The sequence below is a fragment of the Acidovorax sp. SRB_14 genome (assembly GCF_012932145.1).
In the GTDB taxonomy this organism is placed as follows: Bacteria; Pseudomonadota; Gammaproteobacteria; order Burkholderiales; family Burkholderiaceae_C; genus Simplicispira.
On record NZ_MWOK01000017.1, the window covers coordinates 19,634 to 40,091 of the forward strand.

19 protein-coding genes and 1 pseudogene are annotated in these 20,458 nt (G+C 67.0%); 9 read left to right on the forward strand and 11 right to left on the reverse strand.

Annotated elements, in window-relative coordinates; genetic code table 11:
- Positions 1 to 99 precede the first annotated feature (99 nt).
- Positions 100 to 1,479 carry a signal recognition particle protein gene (gene ffh / locus B2J86_RS13235; RefSeq protein WP_169634300.1) on the reverse strand — a complete coding sequence of 460 codons (1,380 nt, stop codon included), beginning with the start codon at positions 1,477 to 1,479 and terminating at the stop codon, positions 100 to 102.
- Between the two features lie 89 nt (positions 1,480 to 1,568).
- Here ffh and B2J86_RS13240 point away from each other — a divergent pair, with 89 nt between their 5' ends.
- From B2J86_RS13240 to B2J86_RS13270, 7 genes are all read left to right on the forward strand, one after another.
- Positions 1,569 to 2,366, forward strand: coding sequence for an inner membrane protein YpjD (locus B2J86_RS13240; RefSeq protein WP_169168057.1), 798 nt, complete (start codon positions 1,569 to 1,571; stop codon positions 2,364 to 2,366).
- The gene (locus B2J86_RS13245) at positions 2,363 to 2,584 is read left to right on the forward strand and encodes a PP0621 family protein (RefSeq protein WP_169168056.1); all 222 of its coding nucleotides are present in this window, start codon (positions 2,363 to 2,365) and stop codon (positions 2,582 to 2,584) included. The genes B2J86_RS13240 and B2J86_RS13245 overlap by 4 nt, the downstream gene beginning before the upstream one ends.
- Entirely contained in the window at positions 2,574 to 4,289 is a 1,716-nt protein-coding gene (locus B2J86_RS13250) for an ATP-binding protein (RefSeq protein ID WP_169168055.1), read from the forward strand. The genes B2J86_RS13245 and B2J86_RS13250 overlap by 11 nt, the downstream gene beginning before the upstream one ends.
- 14 nt (positions 4,290 to 4,303) lie before the next feature.
- The gene (locus B2J86_RS13255; RefSeq protein WP_173025843.1) at positions 4,304 to 5,788 is read left to right on the forward strand and encodes a sigma-54 dependent transcriptional regulator; all 1,485 of its coding nucleotides are present in this window, start codon (positions 4,304 to 4,306) and stop codon (positions 5,786 to 5,788) included.
- A complete protein-coding gene (gene ampD, locus B2J86_RS13260) occupies positions 5,763 to 6,380 on the forward strand; it encodes a 1,6-anhydro-N-acetylmuramyl-L-alanine amidase AmpD (RefSeq protein ID WP_169168053.1) in 618 nt (205 codons plus the stop codon). Before B2J86_RS13255 ends, ampD begins: the two co-directional genes overlap by 26 nt.
- A gap of 373 nt (positions 6,381 to 6,753) precedes the next feature.
- Entirely contained in the window at positions 6,754 to 9,663 is a 2,910-nt protein-coding gene (locus tag B2J86_RS13265) for a ribonucleoside-diphosphate reductase subunit alpha (protein ID WP_173025844.1), read from the forward strand.
- Positions 9,664 to 9,791: 128 nt separating this feature from the next.
- Positions 9,792 to 10,991 (forward strand): ribonucleotide-diphosphate reductase subunit beta, encoded by a 1,200-nt coding sequence (locus tag B2J86_RS13270; RefSeq protein WP_173025845.1) that lies wholly within the window; start codon positions 9,792 to 9,794, stop codon positions 10,989 to 10,991.
- A gap of 163 nt (positions 10,992 to 11,154) precedes the next feature.
- Here the strand turns inward: B2J86_RS13270 and B2J86_RS18440 are convergent, their stop codons facing one another.
- Positions 11,155 to 11,304: a hypothetical protein gene (locus B2J86_RS18440; protein ID WP_371736552.1), complete on the reverse strand. Its 150-nt coding sequence runs from the start codon at positions 11,302 to 11,304 to the stop codon at positions 11,155 to 11,157.
- Between B2J86_RS18440 and B2J86_RS13275 the strand changes: the two genes are divergently transcribed.
- Positions 11,291 to 11,932 carry a histone gene (locus tag B2J86_RS13275; protein WP_371736549.1) on the forward strand — a complete coding sequence of 214 codons (642 nt, stop codon included), beginning with the start codon at positions 11,291 to 11,293 and terminating at the stop codon, positions 11,930 to 11,932. The genes B2J86_RS18440 and B2J86_RS13275 overlap by 14 nt on opposite strands.
- 57 nt (positions 11,933 to 11,989) lie before the next feature.
- On the opposite strand, the gene B2J86_RS13280 is transcribed toward B2J86_RS13275, so the two are convergent.
- The 8 genes and pseudogenes from B2J86_RS13280 to B2J86_RS13310 all read right to left on the reverse strand — a co-directional run bounded on the left by B2J86_RS13280 (position 11,990) and on the right by B2J86_RS13310 (position 18,406).
- The gene (locus tag B2J86_RS13280) at positions 11,990 to 12,889 is read right to left on the reverse strand and encodes a carbohydrate kinase family protein (RefSeq protein ID WP_169168049.1); all 900 of its coding nucleotides are present in this window, start codon (positions 12,887 to 12,889) and stop codon (positions 11,990 to 11,992) included.
- 30 nt (positions 12,890 to 12,919) lie between these two features.
- The gene (locus B2J86_RS18230) at positions 12,920 to 13,462 is read right to left on the reverse strand and encodes a DUF3426 domain-containing protein (protein ID WP_254068108.1); all 543 of its coding nucleotides are present in this window, start codon (positions 13,460 to 13,462) and stop codon (positions 12,920 to 12,922) included.
- 591 nt (positions 13,463 to 14,053) lie between these two features.
- Positions 14,054 to 14,281, reverse strand: a pseudogene (locus B2J86_RS18445) (zinc-ribbon domain-containing protein); the annotation flags it as partial.
- A complete protein-coding gene (gene prmA, locus B2J86_RS13290; RefSeq protein ID WP_173025848.1) occupies positions 14,205 to 15,095 on the reverse strand; it encodes a 50S ribosomal protein L11 methyltransferase in 891 nt (296 codons plus the stop codon). The pseudogene B2J86_RS18445 and the gene prmA, both read right to left, overlap by 77 nt.
- A gap of 85 nt (positions 15,096 to 15,180) precedes the next feature.
- Entirely contained in the window at positions 15,181 to 16,530 is a 1,350-nt protein-coding gene (gene accC / locus B2J86_RS13295) for an acetyl-CoA carboxylase biotin carboxylase subunit (RefSeq protein WP_169168046.1), read from the reverse strand.
- 116 nt (positions 16,531 to 16,646) lie between these two features.
- On the reverse strand, positions 16,647 to 17,096 hold the full coding sequence (gene accB / locus B2J86_RS13300; RefSeq protein ID WP_169634307.1) for an acetyl-CoA carboxylase biotin carboxyl carrier protein: 450 nt from the start codon (positions 17,094 to 17,096) through the stop codon (positions 16,647 to 16,649).
- Positions 17,097 to 17,231: 135 nt separating this feature from the next.
- Positions 17,232 to 17,753 carry a TlpA disulfide reductase family protein gene (locus B2J86_RS13305; RefSeq protein WP_173025867.1) on the reverse strand — a complete coding sequence of 174 codons (522 nt, stop codon included), beginning with the start codon at positions 17,751 to 17,753 and terminating at the stop codon, positions 17,232 to 17,234.
- 56 nt (positions 17,754 to 17,809) lie between these two features.
- Entirely contained in the window at positions 17,810 to 18,406 is a 597-nt protein-coding gene (locus tag B2J86_RS13310; protein WP_169634308.1) for a hypothetical protein, read from the reverse strand.
- A gap of 190 nt (positions 18,407 to 18,596) precedes the next feature.
- Between B2J86_RS13310 and mpl the strand changes: the two genes are divergently transcribed.
- The gene (mpl, locus tag B2J86_RS13315) at positions 18,597 to 20,021 is read left to right on the forward strand and encodes a UDP-N-acetylmuramate:L-alanyl-gamma-D-glutamyl-meso-diaminopimelate ligase (RefSeq protein ID WP_173025849.1); all 1,425 of its coding nucleotides are present in this window, start codon (positions 18,597 to 18,599) and stop codon (positions 20,019 to 20,021) included.
- A 123-nt stretch (positions 20,022 to 20,144) separates the two neighbouring features.
- Here the strand turns inward: mpl and B2J86_RS13320 are convergent, their stop codons facing one another.
- On the reverse strand, positions 20,145 to 20,456 hold the full coding sequence (locus B2J86_RS13320; protein ID WP_169168042.1) for a hypothetical protein: 312 nt from the start codon (positions 20,454 to 20,456) through the stop codon (positions 20,145 to 20,147).
- Between the last annotated feature and the right edge of the window lie 2 nt (positions 20,457 to 20,458).

Here is a 20,458-nt window from a genome sequence, read left to right on the forward strand (position 1 = left end):
GAAAGCCGGCGCAGTACGCCGGTTTCCGGGAGCTCATGACGCTCTCTATTCAATAGCTTGAAACGCTGACCCCATAAGCACTAGAGACCCAAAAGACCCTTAAAACGGCATCTTGGGCATGCCACCGCCGCCCAGGCCCTTCATGCCGCCCATCTTCTTCATCATCTTCATCAGGCCGCCGCCCTTCATCTTCTTCATCATGTCCTGCATCTGCTCGAACTCCTTGAGCAGGCGGTTGACCTCTTGCACCTGCACGCCGGCACCGTTGGCGATGCGCTTCTTGCGCGTGGCCTTGATGAGTTCGGGCTTGCGCCGCTCTAGTTGGGTCATGCTCTGGATGATGCCTTCCTTGCGCTTGATGTCTTTCTCGGCCTTGCCCATGTCCATCTGGCCGGCCTTGGCCGTGAGCTGGGCCGGCAGCTTGTCCATCAGGCTCGACAGGCCGCCCATCTGCTTCATCTGCTGGATCTGACCGAGAAAGTCGTTGAGGTCGAAGCCGCTGCCGCTCTTGACCTTGGCGGCGAGCTTCTGCGCCGCCTCCATGTCGACGCCGGCCGAGACCTGCTCGACCAGCGCGACGATATCGCCCATGCCCAGAATGCGGCCGGCGTGGCGCTCGGCATCGAACACTTCGAGGCCATCGATCTTTTCGCTGACGCCGGCAAACTTGATCGGCGCGCCCGTGACCTGGCGCACCGACAGCGCCGCGCCGCCGCGCGAGTCGCCGTCGAGCTTGGTCAGGACGATGCCCGTGAGCGGCAGCGCCTCCTTGAAGGCGCGGGCCGTGTTGATCGCGTCCTGGCCCTGCATGGCATCGACCACGAACAGGGTTTCGACCGGATTGAGCACGGCGTGCAGGTCCTGGATTTCCTGCATCAGCACTTCGTCGATCGCGAGGCGCCCGGCGGTGTCGACCAGCAGCACGTCGAAGTAATGCTTCTTGGCGTAGTCGAGCGCGGCCAGCGCGATGTCGCGCGGCTTTTGCTCGGCCGTGCTCGGGAACCACTGGGCGCCGGCCTGGGCGGTCACGGTCTTGAGCTGCTCGATGGCGGCCGGGCGGTAGACGTCGCCCGAGACGGTGAGCACCTTCTTCTTGCGCTTTTCGATCAGGTGCTTGGCCAGCTTGGCCGTGGTCGTGGTCTTGCCGGCGCCCTGCAGGCCGGCCATCAGGATCACGGCGGGCGGCTGGGCGTTGAGGTTGATGTCGGCCACGCCCGCGCCCATGGTGGCGGCGAGCTCCTTGTTGACGATGGACACCAGCACCTGGCCCGGCTGCAGCGAGCCCAGCACTTCCTGGCCCAGGGCCTTGTCCTTGACGCGCGCGATGAAGTCGCGCACCACGGGCAGGGCCACGTCGGCTTCGAGCAGGGCCATGCGCACCTCGCGCAGCATGTCCTGCACGTTGGATTCGGTGATGCGGGCCTGGCCGCGCATCTCCTTGACGAGGCGCGAGAGTTTGTCGGTAAGTGCGGAGGCCATATCAGATGTTCCGGGTAGGGCGCGGCCGGGGGCGGGCGGCGGGTGGTGGGCCGGGCTGCAGGCAGCGGGCGAAAGGTAAACTGTGACCCATGATTTTACCCAGTGCATCCCCCGCCAGTCTCCTGCTGGGACTGGCGGCTGCCGTCGCCTATGCCGTGCCGGCGGTGGCGGGATCGCGCCTGCAGCCCGGCGGCGCCCGCAACGCGCTGTGGGCCGCATGGTGCCTGCACGCGGCCACGCTCGCCTGGGGCATGCTCGATGGCAGCGCGCGCTTTGGCTTTGCGCCGGCCCTGTCGATCACTGCCTGGCTCGTCCTGACCGTGTACGCGGTCGAGCGCCAGCTGTTTCCGCAGCTGCAGGCACGCTGGGCGCTGTCGGCGCTCGGCGGCGCCGCAGTGCTGCTGGCGCTGGCCTTTCCGGGCCAGCCGCTGCATGTGAGCGCCTCGGCCTGGCTGCCGCTGCACTTGGCGCTGGGCATCGCGTCCTACGGCTTGCTGGCGGCCGCCGTGGTCCACGCCGCCCTGATGACGCGGGCCGAGCGCCGCATCCGCCTGGCGGTGGACACGCACAGCGGCATCCCGCTGCTGACGCTGGAGCGCCTGACCTTCCGCTTCGTCACCGCCGGCTTCGTGCTGCTCTCGGCCACGCTGCTGGCCGGAGCGCTGTTCAGCGAGGCGCTCTATGGCCGCGCCTGGCGCTGGGACCACAAGGCGGTGTTCTCGGTGCTGTCGTGGCTCACGCTCGCGGCCCTGCTGCTGGGGCGCTCGCGCTTTGGCTGGCGCGGACGCACCGCCGTGCGCATGCTCTACGCGGGCGCGCTGCTGCTGCTGCTGGCCTATGTCGGTTCGCGCTTCGTGCTCGAAGTGGTGCTGGGACGCATGCTGTGAAGTATCTGGTCTTGTTTCTGGTGCTGGCCGTGGTCTACGGCGTGTGGCGCAGCGGCCGGCGCGCTCCCCCCGCACCGCCCGCACAGCGCCCTCTGCCCCCGCCCCAGGACATGGTGGCCTGCGCACGCTGCGGCCTGCACTTGCCACGCGCCGAGGCGATCGCGCAGGGCCCCCGCAGCTACTGCTGCGCCGAGCACCAGCGCGAAGATGGGCATTAGCATCCCGCCGCTGGCCTGGCCGCGCGCCACTGCGGGGGCGCCAGAGACCGCCTTCCAGCGCCTGTGGCTTGGCTTCCTGACCGGCCGCGTCATGGTGGCGCTGGCTCTGCTTCTGTTGCAGGCGCTGGGCCAGACGTTCAACCAGGCGGCCGAGCCACTGGTGCTGGCCGTCTGCCTGGCCTATCTGAGCGCCACGCTCGCCGTGCGCCTGCTCGCGCACCATGCGCCCCCCTCACCGCAGGCCGGTGCGCACTGGCTGTCCTCGATCGGCGTGGACCTCGCGGCGGTGTGCGCGCTGCAGCTGCTGCACACCGGGGGCATGAACTACACGCCGCTGCTGGGCCTGCCCATCCTGATGGCGGCCGTGCTGGGCACGCTGACGCTGGCACTGGGCACCACGGCGGCTGCCACGCTGCTGCTGTTGGCCTGGGCCTGGTGGCTGGGTGACCATGGCGGCGGCGATGCCGCGCAGCGCTACCTGCAGGCGGCCCTGACCGGCACCGGCTATTTCATCGTCGCCTTTCTCGTGCACCAGCTGTCCGTGCGCCTCGTGCGCGCGCAGCAGGCGGCCCAGCACAGCCAGCTGGCCGCGCGCGTGCAAAGCCAGGTGAGCGCCCTGGTCATCCAACACCTGGCCGATGGCGTGCTGGTGGTCGACGCGGAGCACACGGTGCGCATTGCCAACCCGGCGGGCCTGCACCTGCTGGGCGATCCGGCGGCAGTGGCTCCGTTCACGCTCGCGCGCGACGCGCTCTGGCGCCCCCTGCTCGAGCTGGCGCGCCGCAGTTTTCTCCAGGAGGCACCGCAAGTCGCCGACGTCACCTTGCTCGCGCCGGGCCAAAGCCCCATCGGCCTGCATGTGCGCACCTGGCTGACGGCACCGCGCGAGGCCGCGGGCGAAGCGGCCGGTGAGCGCTTGTGCGTGATGTTCCTGCACGATCTGCGCGAGCTGGAGGCGCGGCTGCGCACCGAAAAACTCGCCGCCATGGGGCGCATGTCGGCCGCGGTGGCCCACGAGATCCGCAACCCGCTGGCCGCCATCGTCCAGGCCAACGCCTTGCTCGACGAAGACCTGCACGATCCCGCACACAAGCGCCTGGCGAACATGGTGCAGCAGAACGCCGACCGGCTGGCCCGCATTGCCGAGGAAATCCTCGACATTGCGCGCGTGCAGCACCAGATCGGCCACAGCCCGCCCAGCGTGCTCGCACTGGACGCGGTGGTGGCCGGTATCTGGCGCGAGTGGCGCGAGCACGAGCCGGTGCGCCGCCATGGCTCGGTGACTTTGGGCGCAGACCAGGCCCACGTCGAATTCGATGCCGAACACCTGCGTCGGGTGCTGTTCAACCTGCTGGACAACGCACTGCGCTTCATGGGCCACGAAGCAGACTCGCTGCAGCTGCACACACTCGTCAGCCCCCTGGGCCACGCCAGCGTGCAAGTCTGGAGCGACGGCGAACCGATGGACCGGTCGGTGGAGCGCCACCTGTTCGAGCCCTTCTTTTCGTCCGCCAGCCGCTCCAGCGGCCTGGGCCTGTACATCTGCCGGGAGCTGTGCGAGCGCCACGGCGCCTCGATCGGCTACCAGCGCCTGGCGCGGCATACGCAGCGCGGCGACGTGGGCGGCAACGCTTTCACGGTGCACTTCCGCAAGGCAGGCCGCCTGCAGAAAGCGACCTCCCTGTTTGACACAATCGTGGTTTGACTGCCCGCACCGCCATGCACGCACCTCCTGCTGCCTCCATCCTGGTCGTTGACGACGAGCCCGACCTGCGCACGCTGTACGAACTGACGTTGCTGCGCGAAGGCTACCGTGTGGAAACCGCCGCGACGCTGTGCGAAGCACGCGACCAGCTGCAGGCGCAGCGTTTTGATGTGGTCATCAGCGACATGCGCCTGCCCGACGGGTTTGGCATGGAGCTGCTGCAGGAGCTGCGCACGGCGCAGCGGCGTGAACGCTGCGTGGTCATGACCGCCTATGGCTCGGCCGAAAACGCCGTCGAGGCACTGCGCTCGGGCGCTTTCGACTACCTGACCAAACCGGTCGACCTCAAGCAGTTCCGCTCGGTCGTGGCCTCGGCCGTGCAGGGCACGGACGGTGTGCCTGCGCCGCGCAGCGGCACCCGCACGCCGCCAGCGCGCCCCGCGGCAGCGGGCGACTTCGGCGACAGCGACAGCACCGCGCTCGACCGGCTGGTGGGCGATTCCGAGCCGATGCGCAACGTCAAGCAGCGCGTGGCCAAGGTGGCGCGCAGCATGGCCCCGGTGCTCGTGCGTGGCGAGTCGGGCACGGGCAAGGAGCTGGTGGCGCAAGCCCTGCACGCCAGCAGCCACCGCGCCGCCGGGCCCATGGTGGCCGTCAACTGCGGCGCCATCCCCGAAAACCTGCTCGAAGCCGAGTTCTTCGGTGCGCGCAAGGGCTCGTACACCGGCGCGGTGCAAGACCGCCAGGGCTACTTTCAGGCCGCGCAGGGCGGCACGCTGTTCCTCGACGAGATCGGCGACCTGCCACTGGCCATGCAATCCAAGCTGCTGCGCGCCATCCAGGAGCGCGGCGTGCGCCCGCTGGGATCGACCCAGGAAGAGGCGGTGGACGTGCGCATCGTCAGCGCCACGCACCGCGACCTGGCGGGCGACGTGCAGGCAGGCCGTTTCCGGCAAGACCTGTACTACCGGCTGAACGTCATCGAAATCACCATCCCGCCGCTGCGCGAGCGCCGCGAAGACCTGCCTGCGCTATGCCGGGCCCTCTTGGCCCGCATCGCACAGGAGTCGGGCGTGGCCTCTCCGCCCCTCAGCGATGCAGCCCTGGCCGCCATTGCCCGCCACCCCCTCAAGGGTAACGTGCGCGAGCTGGAGAACCTGCTGCACCGCGCCGTGGCGTTGAGCGACGGCGACAGCCTGCATGTGGAAGAAAGCGCCCCCGGCATGCAGCCCGACCTGCCTCCCCGCCAGCAGACCCTGCCCGCCCCTGGCACCGCGGCGCCCAACGCCGGCGACCTGCCCAGCGACCTGCAGGCCTGGCTGGACCAGCAAGAGCGCGACATTCTGGTGCGCGCCCTGCGCGAAGCCGGGTTCAACCGCACGGCCACCGCAGCGCGGCTGGGCATCAGCCTGCGGCAGATCCGCTACCGGATCGCCCGCCTGAACATCGCTGCGCCGCACGACCCCGAGCCCCATGCCGACGCCGACGCCGAAAGCTGAAGCGCACAGCGCCGCACCCGACACCGCCTCGCCCTGGTCGGGCGGCTGGCACAGCGGCGCCGTGCACCTGCCCTCGCCCAACTTCGGACCACGCCCCGCGGGCGCGGTCACAGACCTCGTGGTGGTGCACTCGATCAGCCTGCCCCCGGGCGCATACGGCGGCACAGCGGTGCAGGAGCTGTTCACCAACGCCCTCGACTGGGATGCGCACCCTTACTACCAGAGCATTCGCGGCCTGCAGGTCTCGGCCCATTTCTTTGTGCGGCGCGATGGCACGGTCTGGCAGTTCGTCGACTGCGACCAGCGCGCCTGGCATGCCGGGGCATCGTGGTACCGGGGCCGCCCGCAGTGCAATGACGACTCGATCGGCATCGAGCTGGAAGGACTGGAAGGCGGAACTTTCGAGCCTGCGCAGTACGCCGCCCTGGCCAGGCTGTGCACCGACCTGGCAAAGCGCTACCCCCTGGCCCACGTGGCCGGCCACGAGCACATCGCCCCCGATCGCAAGGCAGATCCGGGCTGCGGCTTTGACTGGGTGCGGCTGCAAAAAATACTGGGTTGGGATGCCAGCCGCTTCCCGCCCATCCCCTAGAATGGCGCCCCTTCCCGCGGAATTTTTCAGTCTCTGTGCGGGCAAGGGTTTTCGATAGGCACTGCGTCCACAGACCCGCACCGCCAGGCACCACGCCGCTCCCGACGCCAAAGTGGCCGCCGGAGCGCGCCGACAGACCTTCCTGCCCCCGCCAGCCGGGGCTGTGCGCCGTCCGAAGACGGACGCCAGGCGGCTTTGCCATGACCCCATGCACCACGAAAGCCCGGGGCGCTATACACTACCGGTAGTGTATTGAAGCCACTCCACACACCACCTATAGCGTGATCGGGTGTGCACCCGGCACATTACGTTTTGCGCGGCGCAGACCCATCCGCCGCGCCACTTCACCCTGCCAGCCCAACGAGAGGACGCCATGCAAGCTGCTACGAACCATTCCCCCCTGCCCCCTGCGGACGCTGCTGTGGCCGCTCCAGCCTCTGCTGCTGCGCCGGGCGCCGGCGCCACGCTGCCCCACTACCAGATCCTGCGCCGCAACGGCGCCGTCGTGCATTTCGAGCCTCCAAAGATCGCCATCGCCATGATGAAGGCTTTCCTGGCGGTGCACGGCTCCCAGGGTGCAGCGTCTGCCAGCGTGCGCGAAGTGGTCGATCACCTGACGCAGAACGTCGTGCGCGCACTCATGCGCTCGCGCCCGGGCGGCGGCACCTTCCACATCGAGGACGTGCAGGACCAGGTGGAGCTGGGCCTGATGCGCGGGGGCCACCACGAGGTGGCGCGCGCCTATGTGCTCTACCGCGAAAGCCATGCGCAAGACCGCGCGCGCCAGCAGGTGCAGGCAGCGCCGGCCACGCCGGTGCTGAACGTGGTCGATGGCGACCGCCGCTACGCGCTCGACCTGCCGCGCCTGCGCTCGCTGATCGAAGACGCCTGCTCGGGCCTGGGCGCCGACGTGAAGGCCGAACCCATCGTCACCGAGACCATGCGCAACCTGTACGACGGCGTGCCCGTCGACGAGGTGTACAAGGCATCCATCCTGGCGGCGCGCACGCTGATTGAAAAAGACCCGGACTACACCTACGCCACGGCCCGCCTGCTGCTGCACACCATCGCCAAGGAAGTCCTGGGCAAGGACGTGACGCAAGCCGAACTGGCCACCGAGTACGCCAGCTACTTCCCGGCCTTCATCCAGAAGGGTGTGGACGCCGAGCTGCTCGACCCCCAGCTGCTGACCTACGACCTGCCGCGCCTGGCCGCTGCCCTGCAGCCTTCGCGCGACCTGCAATTCGACTACCTGGGCCTGCAGACCCTGTTCGATCGCTATTTCCTGCATGTGCAGAAGTCCCGCATCGAATTGCCACAGGCCTTCTTCATGCGCGTGGCCATGGGCCTGGCGCTGAAGGAATCGGACCGCGAGGCACGCGCCATCGAGTTCTACGAGGTGCTGTCCTCGTTCGACTTCATGTCCAGCACGCCCACGCTGTTCAACAGCGGCACGCTGCGCTCGCAGCTGTCGTCTTGCTATCTGACCACGGTGCCCGACGATCTGGATGGCATCTATGAGTCGATCAAGGAAAACGCCCTGCTGTCGAAGTTTGCCGGTGGCCTGGGCAACGACTGGACGCGCGTGCGCGCCCTGGGCTCGCACATCAAGGGCACCAATGGCGAATCGCAAGGCGTGGTGCCTTTCCTCAAGGTGGTCAACGACACCGCCGTGGCGGTGAACCAGGGCGGCAAGCGCAAGGGCGCGGTCTGCACCTACCTCGAAACCTGGCACCTCGACATCGAAGAGTTCCTGGAGCTGCGCAAGAACACCGGCGACGACCGCCGCCGCACGCACGACATGAACACGGCCAACTGGATCCCCGACCTGTTCATGCGCCGCGTCATGGAAAAGGGCTCGTGGACGCTGTTCTCGCCCAACAACGTGCCCGACCTGCACGACCTCTTCGGCGCCGATTTTGAGAAGGCCTACGTGGCCTATGAAGCCAAGGCCGCTCGCGGGGAGATCAAGCCGGCACGCACCATCCAGGCCACCGACCTGTGGCGCAAGATGCTGACCATGCTGTTCGAGACCGGCCACCCCTGGATCACGTTCAAGGACGCCTGCAACGTGCGCTCGCCCCAGCAGCACGCCGGCGTGGTGCACTCCAGCAACCTGTGCACCGAGATCACGCTCAACACCAGCGACACCGAAACGGCCGTCTGCAACCTCGGCTCCGTCAACCTGCTGCAGCACCTGAAAGACGGCGCCATCGACCACGCCAAGCTGCAAAAGACCATCAAGACGGCGATGCGCATGCTCGACAACGTGATCGACATCAACTACTACGCCGTGCAAAAAGCCAAGGACTCGAACCTGCGCCACCGCCCGGTGGGCCTGGGCCTGATGGGCTTCCAGGACAGCCTGTACGAACTGCGCATCCCCTACGCATCGCAGCAGGCCGTCGAGTTCGCCGACACGTCGATGGAAGCCATCTGCTACTACGCCTACTGGGCCTCGTCGGAACTGGCGCGCGAACGCGGCCAGTACCAGACCTACCAGGGCTCGCTGTGGAGCCAGGGCATCCTGCCTTACGACACCATCGACATGCTCCAAAAAGCGCGGGGCGGCTATGTCGAAGTGGACCGGTCGTCGACGCTGGACTGGGAAGCGCTGCGCAAGAAGATCGCACAGGATGGCATGCGCAACTCCAACTGCACGGCCATTGCACCCACGGCCACCATCTCCAACATCGTGGGCGTGGACGCATCGATCGAGCCCTGCTTTGGCAACCTGTCGGTCAAGTCCAACCTCTCGGGGGAGTTCACCATCATCAACGGCTACCTGGTGCGCGACCTGAAGCGCCTCGGTCTGTGGGACGACGTGATGGTCATGGACCTCAAGCATTTCGACGGATCCCTGCGCCCCATCGACCGTGTGCCACACAACATCAAGTCGCTCTATGCGACCGCATTTGAAGTCGAGACCACCTGGCTGGTGGAGGCCGCGGCACGGCGCCAGAAGTGGATCGACCAGGCCCAGTCGCTGAACATCTACATGGCGGGCGCATCGGGCAAAAAGCTCGACGAGACCTACAAGCTGGCGTGGCTGCGCGGCCTCAAGACCACCTACTACCTGCGCACCACCAGCGCCACCCAGGCTGAGAAGTCCACGGTGCAAAGCGGTCGGCTCAACGCCGTGTCGTCGGGCAGCGAAGCCGCTGGCAACGCCGGTGCACTCGAAGCCGCAGCCGCCGCAGCACAAGCGCACATGGGCGCGGCGCCAGCGACCGATGTGAAGTTCTGCGCCATCGACGACCCGACCTGCGAAGCCTGCCAATAAATCCACGTGCGAAGCCGCGAAAAAGCTCGGCTTCGCATGTGCTACCAAGCAACAAAACAGCGCCGCGCCATGCACCAACGCTTTGCATTTCGCGGCGCTGCTTTCATAATCCGAGCACTGGAAAATCTATGCTGACCTGGGACGAAGAAGTCACTCCCTCATCGCCAACACAACTGGACAGCGGTCTCCCCACAAACCGCCTGGTGGATCAACCGCCCGCGCCATTCCAGACACCCGCCTTGCAAACCATCCCGGCCACAGCGCCCGCCGCCATTGCGCCGGCAGCTCCCGCATCTGTAGCGCCGCAAAGCAGCCGCGTGAACGCCGCCGACAAGCGCATCATCAATGGCCAGACCGACGTCAACCAACTGGTGCCTTTCAAATACAAATGGGCCTGGGAAAAATACCTGGCCACCTGCGCCAACCACTGGATGCCGCAAGAGGTGAACATGACGCGCGACATCGCGTTGTGGAAAGACCCCAACGGCCTGACCGAAGACGAGCGCCGCATCATCAAGCGCAACCTCGGTTTTTTCGTGACCGCCGACTCGCTGGCCGCCAACAACATCGTGCTGGGCACCTACCGCCACATCACCGCGCCCGAGTGCCGACAGTTCCTGCTGCGCCAGGCCTTTGAAGAGGCCATCCACACCCACGCCTACCAGTACATCGTCGAGTCGCTGGGCCTGGACGAGGGCGAGATCTTCAACGCCTACAACGAAGTGCAGTCGATCCGCGACAAGGACGAATTCCTGATCCCGTTCATCGAGGCCATCAGCGATCCGCACTTCCACACCGGCACGCATGAAAACGACCAGACCCTGCTCAAGTCGCTGATCGTTTTCGCCTGCCTCATGGAAGGCCTGTTCTTCTATGTCGGCTTCACGCAGATCCTCGCGCTGGGCCGGCAGAACAAGATGACGGGCGCCGCCGAGCAGTACCAGTACATCCTGCGCGACGAGTCCATGCACTGCAACTTCGGCATCGACCTGATCAACCAGCTCAAGCTCGAAAATCCGCACCTCTGGACCGCCGAGTTCAAGGACGAGATCAAGGCCTTGTTCATGAAGGCCGTGGAGCTGGAATACCGATACGCGGAAGACACCATGCCCCGCGGCGTGCTGGGCATGAACGCCTCCATGTTCAAGGGCTACCTGCGCTACATCGCCAACCGCCGAGCCACGCAGATTGGCCTGGAAACCCTCTTCCCCAACGAAGAAAACCCGTTCCCCTGGATGAGCGAGATGATCGACCTGAAGAAGGAACGCAACTTCTTCGAAACCCGCGTCATCGAGTACCAGACGGGCGGAGCCCTGTCCTGGGACTGAGTGCAGCGCACCGCATACCGCCCATGGCTTTCCTTTTCACGCCCCGCACCCGCCACAGCACTCCGTGCTGGCGCGCGCGGCGTCCCCGTGTTCATGGCGATGGACGCTTGCTCCATCGCCATGGATCGCTTCGTGCCCACAGCAGGCAGGAAGTGCTCTTTGCTCATTGACCGAAGGAGAACATGATGGCAACTGCAAAAAAACCGGCCGCCAAGAAGGCCGCACCCGCAAAGAAAACCGCATCCGCCACCAAGGCCACGGCATCCGCCACCAAGACTGCAGCCGCCAAGTCCGCCGCAGTGAAAACGGCCACGCCGTCAGCCAAGACAGCCGCGAAAAAGACGGCTCCAGCCCAGAGCGCAACCCCCGCCAAGAAGGCAGCGGCTCCGGCCAAGGCTGCACCTGCCAAGAAGGCCGCAGCGGCCCAAAAGTCCGTGGCCGCCAAGAAGTCAGCACCGGCGAAAAAGGCGGCAAGCCCTGCGAAGAAGGCTGCGGCTCCTGCCAAGAAGGCTGCGGCTCCTGCGAAGAAGACTGCGGCTCCTGCCAAAAAGGCCGCGGCTCCTGCCAAGAAGGCCGCTGCGCCGGCGAAAAAGACCGCCACCGCGAAGAAGGCTGCAGCGCCCGGCAAGGCAGCACCCGCTGCCAAGAAGGCCCCGGCCGCCAAGAAAGCTGCAGTGCCTGCAAAGAAGGCTGCTCCCGCCAAGAAAGTGACGGCGGCCAAGGCCGCGGCCCCGGCCAAAAAAGCGGCAGCCACCTCCTCCGCCGCGCCGGCCAAGAAGGCTGCAGCAGCGCCGAAGGCAGCAGCAGCGCAGGCGAAGCCTGCGATGAAAAAGGCGGTCGCAGCCAAGAAGCCGGCCAAGACCCCCGTCGCCGCTCCTGCGGCGCAGACCACGCTCAACCCCCAGGCAGCATGGCCCTTCCCTACGGGTACCAAACCCTGAGAGAGCGCGCTCCACGCAAAAACCCGGTGTTCTGGCACCGGGTTTTTTTGTGCCTGCTCACCACATCGCAGCGTTTAACACATAGTTTTGGGGACCGCGCCGGGCAATCTTGAGTGCGCCCAGGCGGTTGCCCAGCGCGGCACAGCGCGCCAAGGGCCAGCCTTGCTCCAGGCCAAACAGCAGCGCTCCCCGCCACGCATCGCCGCAGCCCGTGGGGTCGACGACGCGCTCGGGCACCGCCGCGGTGACATGCTCCTTTTCGCCATCGATCCACACGTCGCACCCCTCGCCTCCCAATGTGACGACCAGACCACGGATCTTGCGCGAAATGTCCGCCAAGCTCCAGCCGGTGCGCTCGCACAGCATCTTGCCTTCGTAGTCGTTCACCGTCACCCAGCTGGCCTGCTCGACAAACCACGTCAGCTCCTCGGCATTGAACATGGGCAGGCCCTGGCCCGGGTCGAACACGAACGGGATGCCCGCGGCCACGAACTGCGCCGCATGTTGCAGCATGGCATCGCGCCCGTCGGGCGCGATGATGCCCAGGCGCACGCCGGTCAGGCCGGCATCGATGCGGTTGGCGTGGGCCTGCATCATCGCGCCGGGATGGAACGCGGTGATTTGGTTGTTGTCGCGGTCGGTCATGATCATCGCCTGCGCGGTATAGGTGTCTTCCACCTGCCGCACATGGGCTGTGCTGATGCCCAGGGATTGCAGGCGCTCCAGGTATTCCGCACCATCGCTGCCCAGCGCCGCCATCGGCAAGGGCTCTCCGCCCAGCAGCTTGAGGCTGTAGGCAATGTTGCCCGCACAGCCGCCAAAGTCCCGCCGCAGCGACGGCACCAGAAACGACACGTTCAGGATGTGCAGCTGATCGGGCAGGATCTGCTCGGCAAAGCGCCCCTCGAAGGTCATGATGGTGTCAAACGCCAGGGAACCGCAAATCAGGACTGCCATATCAAAAGTTCTTTTCAGGCCAAAGCCGTTTCAGGGATAAAAAGCCAGCACCCGGTAGCCGGCGATGCGCGCATTGCCCAGGGCCACATGCACCTGCAGACTCGCACTCCAGTCGCCCAGGGCGGGCAGTACGGGCGGCGCGCCCAAGTCCTGGGGCAGCAGCACCCGCCGCAGCACTGGCTGGTCTTGTGCATCGGTGAGCGTCAGCTCCACGGCCGGCATGGCGAGCACCAGATGGGAACGGTTCTTGAGCGCCAGCGAAAACTGGTAGCTTTCGCCGCGCAGTTTGTTGAAGGACGAGCTGTCGACCACCACGGACGCTATCTGCCGATGCGCCTCGACGCGGCACCGCAGTGGTGCGCACAAGCCCTGAAGGAACGGACGCCACTGGGGCCGGGCCGCAGCGATGGCATCGCGCTGCTGCACCACCACCTGCAGCACCAGCGCGCACAGCAGGGCCACGCCCGCCAGGCCCAGTGTCACACGCACAGCGGGCCGGCGCCAGAAGGCCTTGCGGCGCGCCATGCGCACAAAGGATGGCTCGGCGCTCGCGCTCGCGCCCTCGGTGGGCATGGGTTCGGCTGCGCCGGGCACCTCATCGCCAGCGGCCAGCGGTTCGTCCTCCGGCGCGTGCAGGGCCTGTGGCGCATCGTGCAGGGCCGCCGGCTCCCGGACCGAGTCCAGCCGCGTCTCCGCTTCCGGCAGCCCATCCCCAAGGCCTCCGACCTCTGGCTCTGGCTCTAAGACGGGTTCGGCATCGCCCCGCAGCGATGGGATATCGGGCTCCTCCAGCGGCGCCGTCGGAAGTTCGTACCCTGCCGGTGGCAAGGGCTCCGGTGCGCACTCCGCGCTGTCCTCCGGTCGCATGTCCCCTGCCCCGGCTGCCGGGAGAGGCAAGGCGCTGGCCGGCGCCGGCGGCATGGTCCACGCAAACGGGGTGGCCCATGCAGCCGGCGCATTCCCTCCCGGGGGTACAGCGGCAGCGGCAGGAGCGGCCGCGAAAGCAGGCACGTCGGGCCCAGGCCCCCGTGCAGAACCCCACACGCGTGGCGGCTCGACGGAGGGCGCCGCGGGCTGCGGCGGCGGTGGCTGGCGGTCCAGTGGCACATCGGGCATCAGTGCCGGGGCAGGCACCGGCTGCAGATGCTCAGACGCATCGAACACCTGCTGGCAATGCCCACAGCGCACCCACCCGTCGGAAATGCGGAGCTGGTCCGCGACGACCTTGAAAAGGGTCGCGCAGGACGGACAACGGGTGATCTGGCTCATCGGCTGGGGATTGTAGGGGGCCGCGGTGCACGCCCCTCGCTGCGCATCAGCGCGAAGCCACCATGAGGATCCAGCCGTCCTCGCTGTCTGCCACGGAGAGCGCGAGCCAAGGGGCATAGGCATCTTGGAGTTCCTGTGCCTGTCGCTCCAGAATGCCGGCCAGCACCAGACTGCCGCCCGGTGCGACATGGGCACACAGCAGCGGCGCCAACACCTTGAGCGGTGTCGCCAGGATGTTGGCCAGCACGGTCTGGTAGGTGCCGGAGGCCTGGTCCGGCAGGCCCGCACGCAACTGGACGCCATTGGCCTGTGAGTTGTAGGCGGTGGACTCGACGGCCGCAGGATCGATATCGACGGCATCGATGTCGGTGGCGCCAAACTTGGCAGCGCCAATGGCCAAAATGCCCGAGCCGCAGCCGTAGTCAAGCACGCGGCCCAGTCCTGGCGTCGCCACCCCCTGGCGCGCGATCCAACGCAGGCACATGCGTGTTGTCGGGTGCGTCCCGGTCCCAAACGCCAGTCCCGGGTCCAACCGGATCGTGCGTGTGGCCTGCGCGGGCGGCTCATGCCAGGTTGGCACAATCCAGAAATCGGGCGTGATGTCCACGGGCGCGAACTGCGACTGCGTCAGCCGCACCCAGTCCTGGTCGGGCACCGCCGCCACGCCCAGCGCATGGCAGCCGGCAAAAAAATCCTGCGCCACCAACAATGCCAGCGCCTCGCGCGCCGCCGCCTCCTGCGCGAACAGGGCCACCACGCGGCTGCGCTGCCATCCATCCTTGGGCGGCGGCATGCCGGGCTCGCCAAACAGCGCTTGCTCGGCGTCGGTCTGCGCATCGGCGTCCTCCACTGAAACGCTCAGGGCATCGAGGGCGTCGAGCGCCTCGCTCACCGTTTCGACCCGGTCTTCCGGGCACATCAGGCTCAATTCATACATGGCATCGCGCCTCCTCTGCGGCAAAGAAAAAGCGGACCCGCACCGCTGAAGAGGGCGTGGGTCCGCGGGCAAGAGCTGGCGGAAATCAGCGCTGGCGCTGCGACAGCCACTCTTCCAGGTAGTGGATGTTGGTGCCACCGGCCATGAACTTGGCGTCCACCATCAGCTCGCGGTGCAGCGGCACGTTGGTGTTGATGCCTTCGATCACGGTCTCGGACAGCGCGGTGCGCATGCGCGCAAGGGCCTGCTCGCGCGTGTCGCCGTGCACGATGAGCTTTCCGATCATGGAGTCGTAGTTCGGCGGCACGTAGTAGTTCGTGTAGACATGCGAGTCCACGCGCACACCGGGCCCGCCGGGTGCGTGCCAGGCGGTGATGCGCCCTGGCGAAGGAATGAACTTGTAGGGGTCTTCGGCGTTGATGCGGCACTCGATGGCATGGCCGCGCACCTCGATCTGGCGCTGCGTGAAAGGCAGCTTCTCACCGGCGGCCACCATGATCTGCGTGCGCACCACGTCCACGCCCGTGATCCACTCGGTCACCGGGTGCTCGACCTGCACGCGCGTGTTCATCTCGATGAAATAGAACTCGCCGTTCTCGTAGAGGAACTCGAAGGTGCCCGCACCGCGGTAGCCGATCTTCTTGCAGGCCGTGACGCAGCGCTCGCCGATGCGCTCGATGAGCTTGCGCGGAATGCCGGGCGCCGGCGCTTCCTCGATCACCTTCTGGTGGCGCCGCTGCATGGAGCAGTCGCGCTCGCCGAGGTAGACCGCGTTGCGGTGCTTGTCGGCCAGGATCTGGATTTCAATGTGGCGCGGGTTCTGCAGGAATTTTTCCATGTAGACCGCCGGATTGCCAAACGCGGCACCGGCCTCGGCCTTGGTCATCTGCACGGCATTGACCAGGGCGGCCTCGGTGTGCACCACGCGCATACCACGGCCGCCACCGCCGCCGGCCGCCTTGATGATGACCGGGTAGCCCACGGCTTTGGCGATGCGGCGGATCTGCACCGGATCGTCGGGCAGTTCGCCGTCCGACCCCGGCACGCAGGGCACGCCCGCGCGGATCATGGCCTGCTTGGCCGACACCTTGTCGCCCATCATGCGGATGTTTTCGGGCGTGGGGCCGATAAACTGGAAGCCGCTCTTTTCCACCCGCTCGGCAAAGTCCGCGTTCTCGCTCAAGAAGCCGTATCCAGGGTGGATGGCCTCGGCATCGGTCACCTCGGCGGCCGAGATGATGGCCGGCATGTTGAGGTACGACAGCGGCGACGGCGCAGGACCGATGCACACGGCTTCTTCAGCCAGCTTGATGTATTTGGCATCGCGGTCCGCCTCGGAATAGACCATCACCGCCTTGATGCCCAGTTCATGGCAGGCGCGCTGGATCCGCAGGGCGATTTCGCCGCGGTTGGCAACAAGTATCTTTTTAAACATGGGCTGTCCCGCGGCTCATCGCCCGCACGCTGGCACGTGCCAGTGCAATCTGCTTCGCCTTGCCTGCGGCAAGAACACCGCGGTTCGCAACAAGAATCTTCGTGACCATACCGTGCTTACTCGATCACAAACAGCGGCTGGCCGTATTCGACGGCTTGGCCGTTTTCGCCGAGGATGCGCGTGATGGTGCCCGACTTGTCGGCCTCGATCTCGTTGAGGATCTTCATCGCCTCGATGATGCAGATGGTCTCGCCTTCCTTGACCACACTGCCCACTTCCACGAACGATTTAGCGCCGGGGCTCGACGCACGGTAGAACGTGCCCACCATGGGCGACTTGACCACATGGCCTGTGGGCGCAGCGGCCGCGGGGGCGGGCAATTCGGCGACTGGCGCGGCGGCGGGCGCGGCAGCTGGTGCCACCACAGGTGCGGGCACATACTGCTGCACCACCGTGCCGCCGCTCTTGACAATGCGCACCTTGCCCTCTGCCTCGGTGATTTCGAGTTCGGACACATTCGACTCGGATACGAGGTCAATGAGGGTTTTGAGTTTTCGCAAATCCATGGGGACTCCAACGGCTAAAAATCTGAACAGGGCGCGAATTTACTCCAAATTCGCCCTATTACAGCCTTCTCAACACATTTTTGATTAAAAGAGGCGATTGCCCAATCGCATTCGGACTCGGCAGATGGCACAGCCTCAACGCACGGCAGCCCACTGCTTCAGGTCTTGCGGCGTTACCTGGCCCATTTTACGGTGCAGCACCTGCCCGCCAGCGCCGAACACGACGGTGAATGGCAGGCCGCCCGTCAGGTTGCCCAGCGCGCGCGACAGGTCGGTGCCGCCCAGGCCCGCCATTCCTACCGGAAAATCGAGCGGCAGGCGGCCCAGAAACGTGCGCACCGCCGAAGGCTGGTCCACGGCCAGCCCCAGCACCTGCCAGCCGCGGGCGGCGTTGTCCCGGAAAAATGCGTTCAGCATCGGCAGCTCGGCAATGCACGGCGGGCACCAGGTGGCCCAGAAGTTCAGCAGCAAAGGCTTGCCGCGGAACGACTGCATAGCCAGTGCTGCACCATCGGGGGTGGTGAAAGCCTCGCCCCACAGCGCCTGCTGCGCACCGGGGTCGACCGCATGGGGCTGGAATTTCCACCACGCCCCACCGGCGCCCCCCAGGCCTGCGGCGGCGGCCACACAGGCATACAGCAGCCGGCGACGCCGCACGCCGACCACATCTTGGTCGGACGGAGGTCCGGAAAGGGAGGGGAAAGGGGTTTCGCTCACAAGTTGGGCTCCAATAAAAGCCGGCGCACCGCGGCCAGGTCGCCGCGCGGCGTGCGCCCGCGCGCGTCGGGCCGCAAGGCCCCGCGCAGGTCGTCCAGGTCGTAGATGAGCAGGTGCACCCCGACCACCGTTTTCAGTTCGGGAACGGGGCTGCCCACACTCAATGCTTCCACGGATTTGCCGTGCAAGCCGGACAGGGTTTGCGGCTCGTAGTCGATGCCGTGGTCGATCAGCGCAATCTCGGCCGATTTGCAGTCATCGCAGAACAACTGCAGATAAATATCTGACAAACGCGTGGCCGTGCCGTGCCAGACCGCCCCGCCCAGGTGCGGGCGAAACGCGGCCATGCGCTCCATCCAGACCAGCGCCAGGCGCCGCAGCGCGAGCAGCTCGCTGGGCTGGGTGTCGGCACAGAACAGCGCGATGTGCTCGCGCACCGCATCTTCCACCTGCTCGTTGTCGGGCAGCGCCGTGCGGGCGGGCAGCGCGAGCTGCTTGAGGGCGCGCCGCTTGGCGGGGCCGTATTCGAGGCCCTCCTCGACCACCAGGCTGGCGGCCGCACGGGCGATTTCGGAGGCGATGGACGTGTTCATGGCAAGGCTTTCAGCACCGCATTGTGCCGCCCAGCCTCCCCACATCCTGCCCCAAGCGCCCAACGGCCCTGCGCCGTGCAGGCCCTTGGCCCGACGGGCGGCGGCGGCATTACTCCCGTTTTCATAGCTGCCAACGCTGACCAGAAGAGCGCTGGAGGCCATTTTTGCCAAAACCTTAGAATCGGCACCCATGCATATACACATCCTGGGCATTTGCGGTACGTTCATGGGGGGCTTGGCGGCGCTGGCGCGCGAGGCTGGGCACAAGGTCACGGGCTGCGACGCCGGGGTGTACCCGCCGATGAGCGACCAGCTGCGCGCCCTCGGCATCGACCTGGTCGAGGGCTTTGGCGCCGAACAGATGGCGCTGGCCCCCGACATGTTCGTCATTGGCAACGTCGTCAGCCGCGCGCGCCTGCCCGATGGCAGCGCCAAATTCCCGCTCATGGATGCCATCCTCGACGCGGGCGTCCCCTACACCAGCGGACCGCAGTGGCTGGCCGAACACGTGCTGCAGGGTCGCCATGTGCTGGCCGTGGCCGGCACGCACGGCAAGACCACGACGACCTCCATGCTGGCCTGGATCCTCGAATCCGCCGGACTGCAGCCGGGCTTCCTGGTGGGCGGCGTGCCGCTGAACTTCGGCCTGTCGGCGCGCCTGGGTGCTCCAGTGCGCCCGGTGGCGGGCGCCGGGCCGGCCGCCACGGCCCCGCTGTTCGTGATCGAGGCCGACGAATACGACACGGCGTTTTTCGACAAGCGCAGCAAGTTCGTGCACTACCGCCCGCGCACCGCGGTGCTGAACAACCTCGAGTTCGACCACGCCGACATCTTTGACGATCTTGCCGCCATCGAGCGCCAATTCCACCATTTGGTGCGCACCGTGCCGCCCACGGGCTGCGTCGTGGTCAATGGTCTCGAAGAGAGCCTGGCGCGCGTGCTGCACGCGGGCTGCTGGAGCAGCGTGCGCAGTTTTGGCGCGGCGGTGAGCGACTTCAGCGCGCAAGGCGAACCCCACGCCTTCGATGTGCTGCTGCGTGGCGAGCGCGTGGCACACGTCGAGTGGGCGCTGACCGGCGTGCACAACCAGCTCAACGCGCTGGCGGCCATCGCCGCGGCCCACCATGTGGGCGTGGCGCCGGCCCAGGCGGCAGCTGCGCTGGCCACGTTCCAGAACGTGCGCCGGCGCATGGAGCTGCGCGGCACGGTGCAGGGCACCACGGTCTACGACGATTTCGCGCACCACCCCACGGCCATCCGCACCACACTCGACGGCCTGCGCCGCAGCCTGGGCCCCGCGGCGCGCATCCTCGCGGTGTTCGAACCGCGCAGCAACACCATGAAGCTGGGCGCGGTGAAGGCGCAGCTGCCCTGGGCCCTGGAGGCGGCGGACCTGGCGTTCTGCCACACGGCGGGCCTGGACTGGGACGCGGGCGAAGCGCTGCAAGCGCTGGGCGTGGGCCCCGGCCAGCGCGCCCAGGTCGCGCCCGACATGGACCAGCTGCTGCGCCAGGTCCTCGCGGCGGCGCAGCCGGGCGACCACATCGTGTGCATGAGCAATGGCGCGTTTGGCGGCATCCATGCGCGCCTGCTGGACGCACTGCAGTCGCGCTGAAGCGTGCTGTGCGGCGCGGCGGAAGCGCCCCAGGCGGCGCTGCCCCGCTTCCCGGCAGCCTCTTTGCTGCTATGGAAATAGAGCTGTCAGCGCAAGCAGGGAAAGCCCCAGAGCCCTATTCGATCAATAACTGATGGCCATGGACGGCACGTCCACCCGCACGATGGGTTTGGCCAGGGCGGCCGTGGTGGCGCGCGCGAAGTCGGCCGACCACACCGGATCGGCCAGCAAGGGCGCACCGGCAGCGCGCGCCACGGTGAGCACCTTGTCGGCCAGCAGCACCTTGCCGCTGGCGCGCAGCGGCTCGCAATCGAGGCGCATGAACTGCTCGTCGAGCCAGCGGCGCCCTTCTTCGTTGGCCATGGGGGCCTTGCCCGACAGATCGACCCGGAACTCTTCGCGGGGCGACAGGGTGACAGAGACTTCGCTGTGCATGG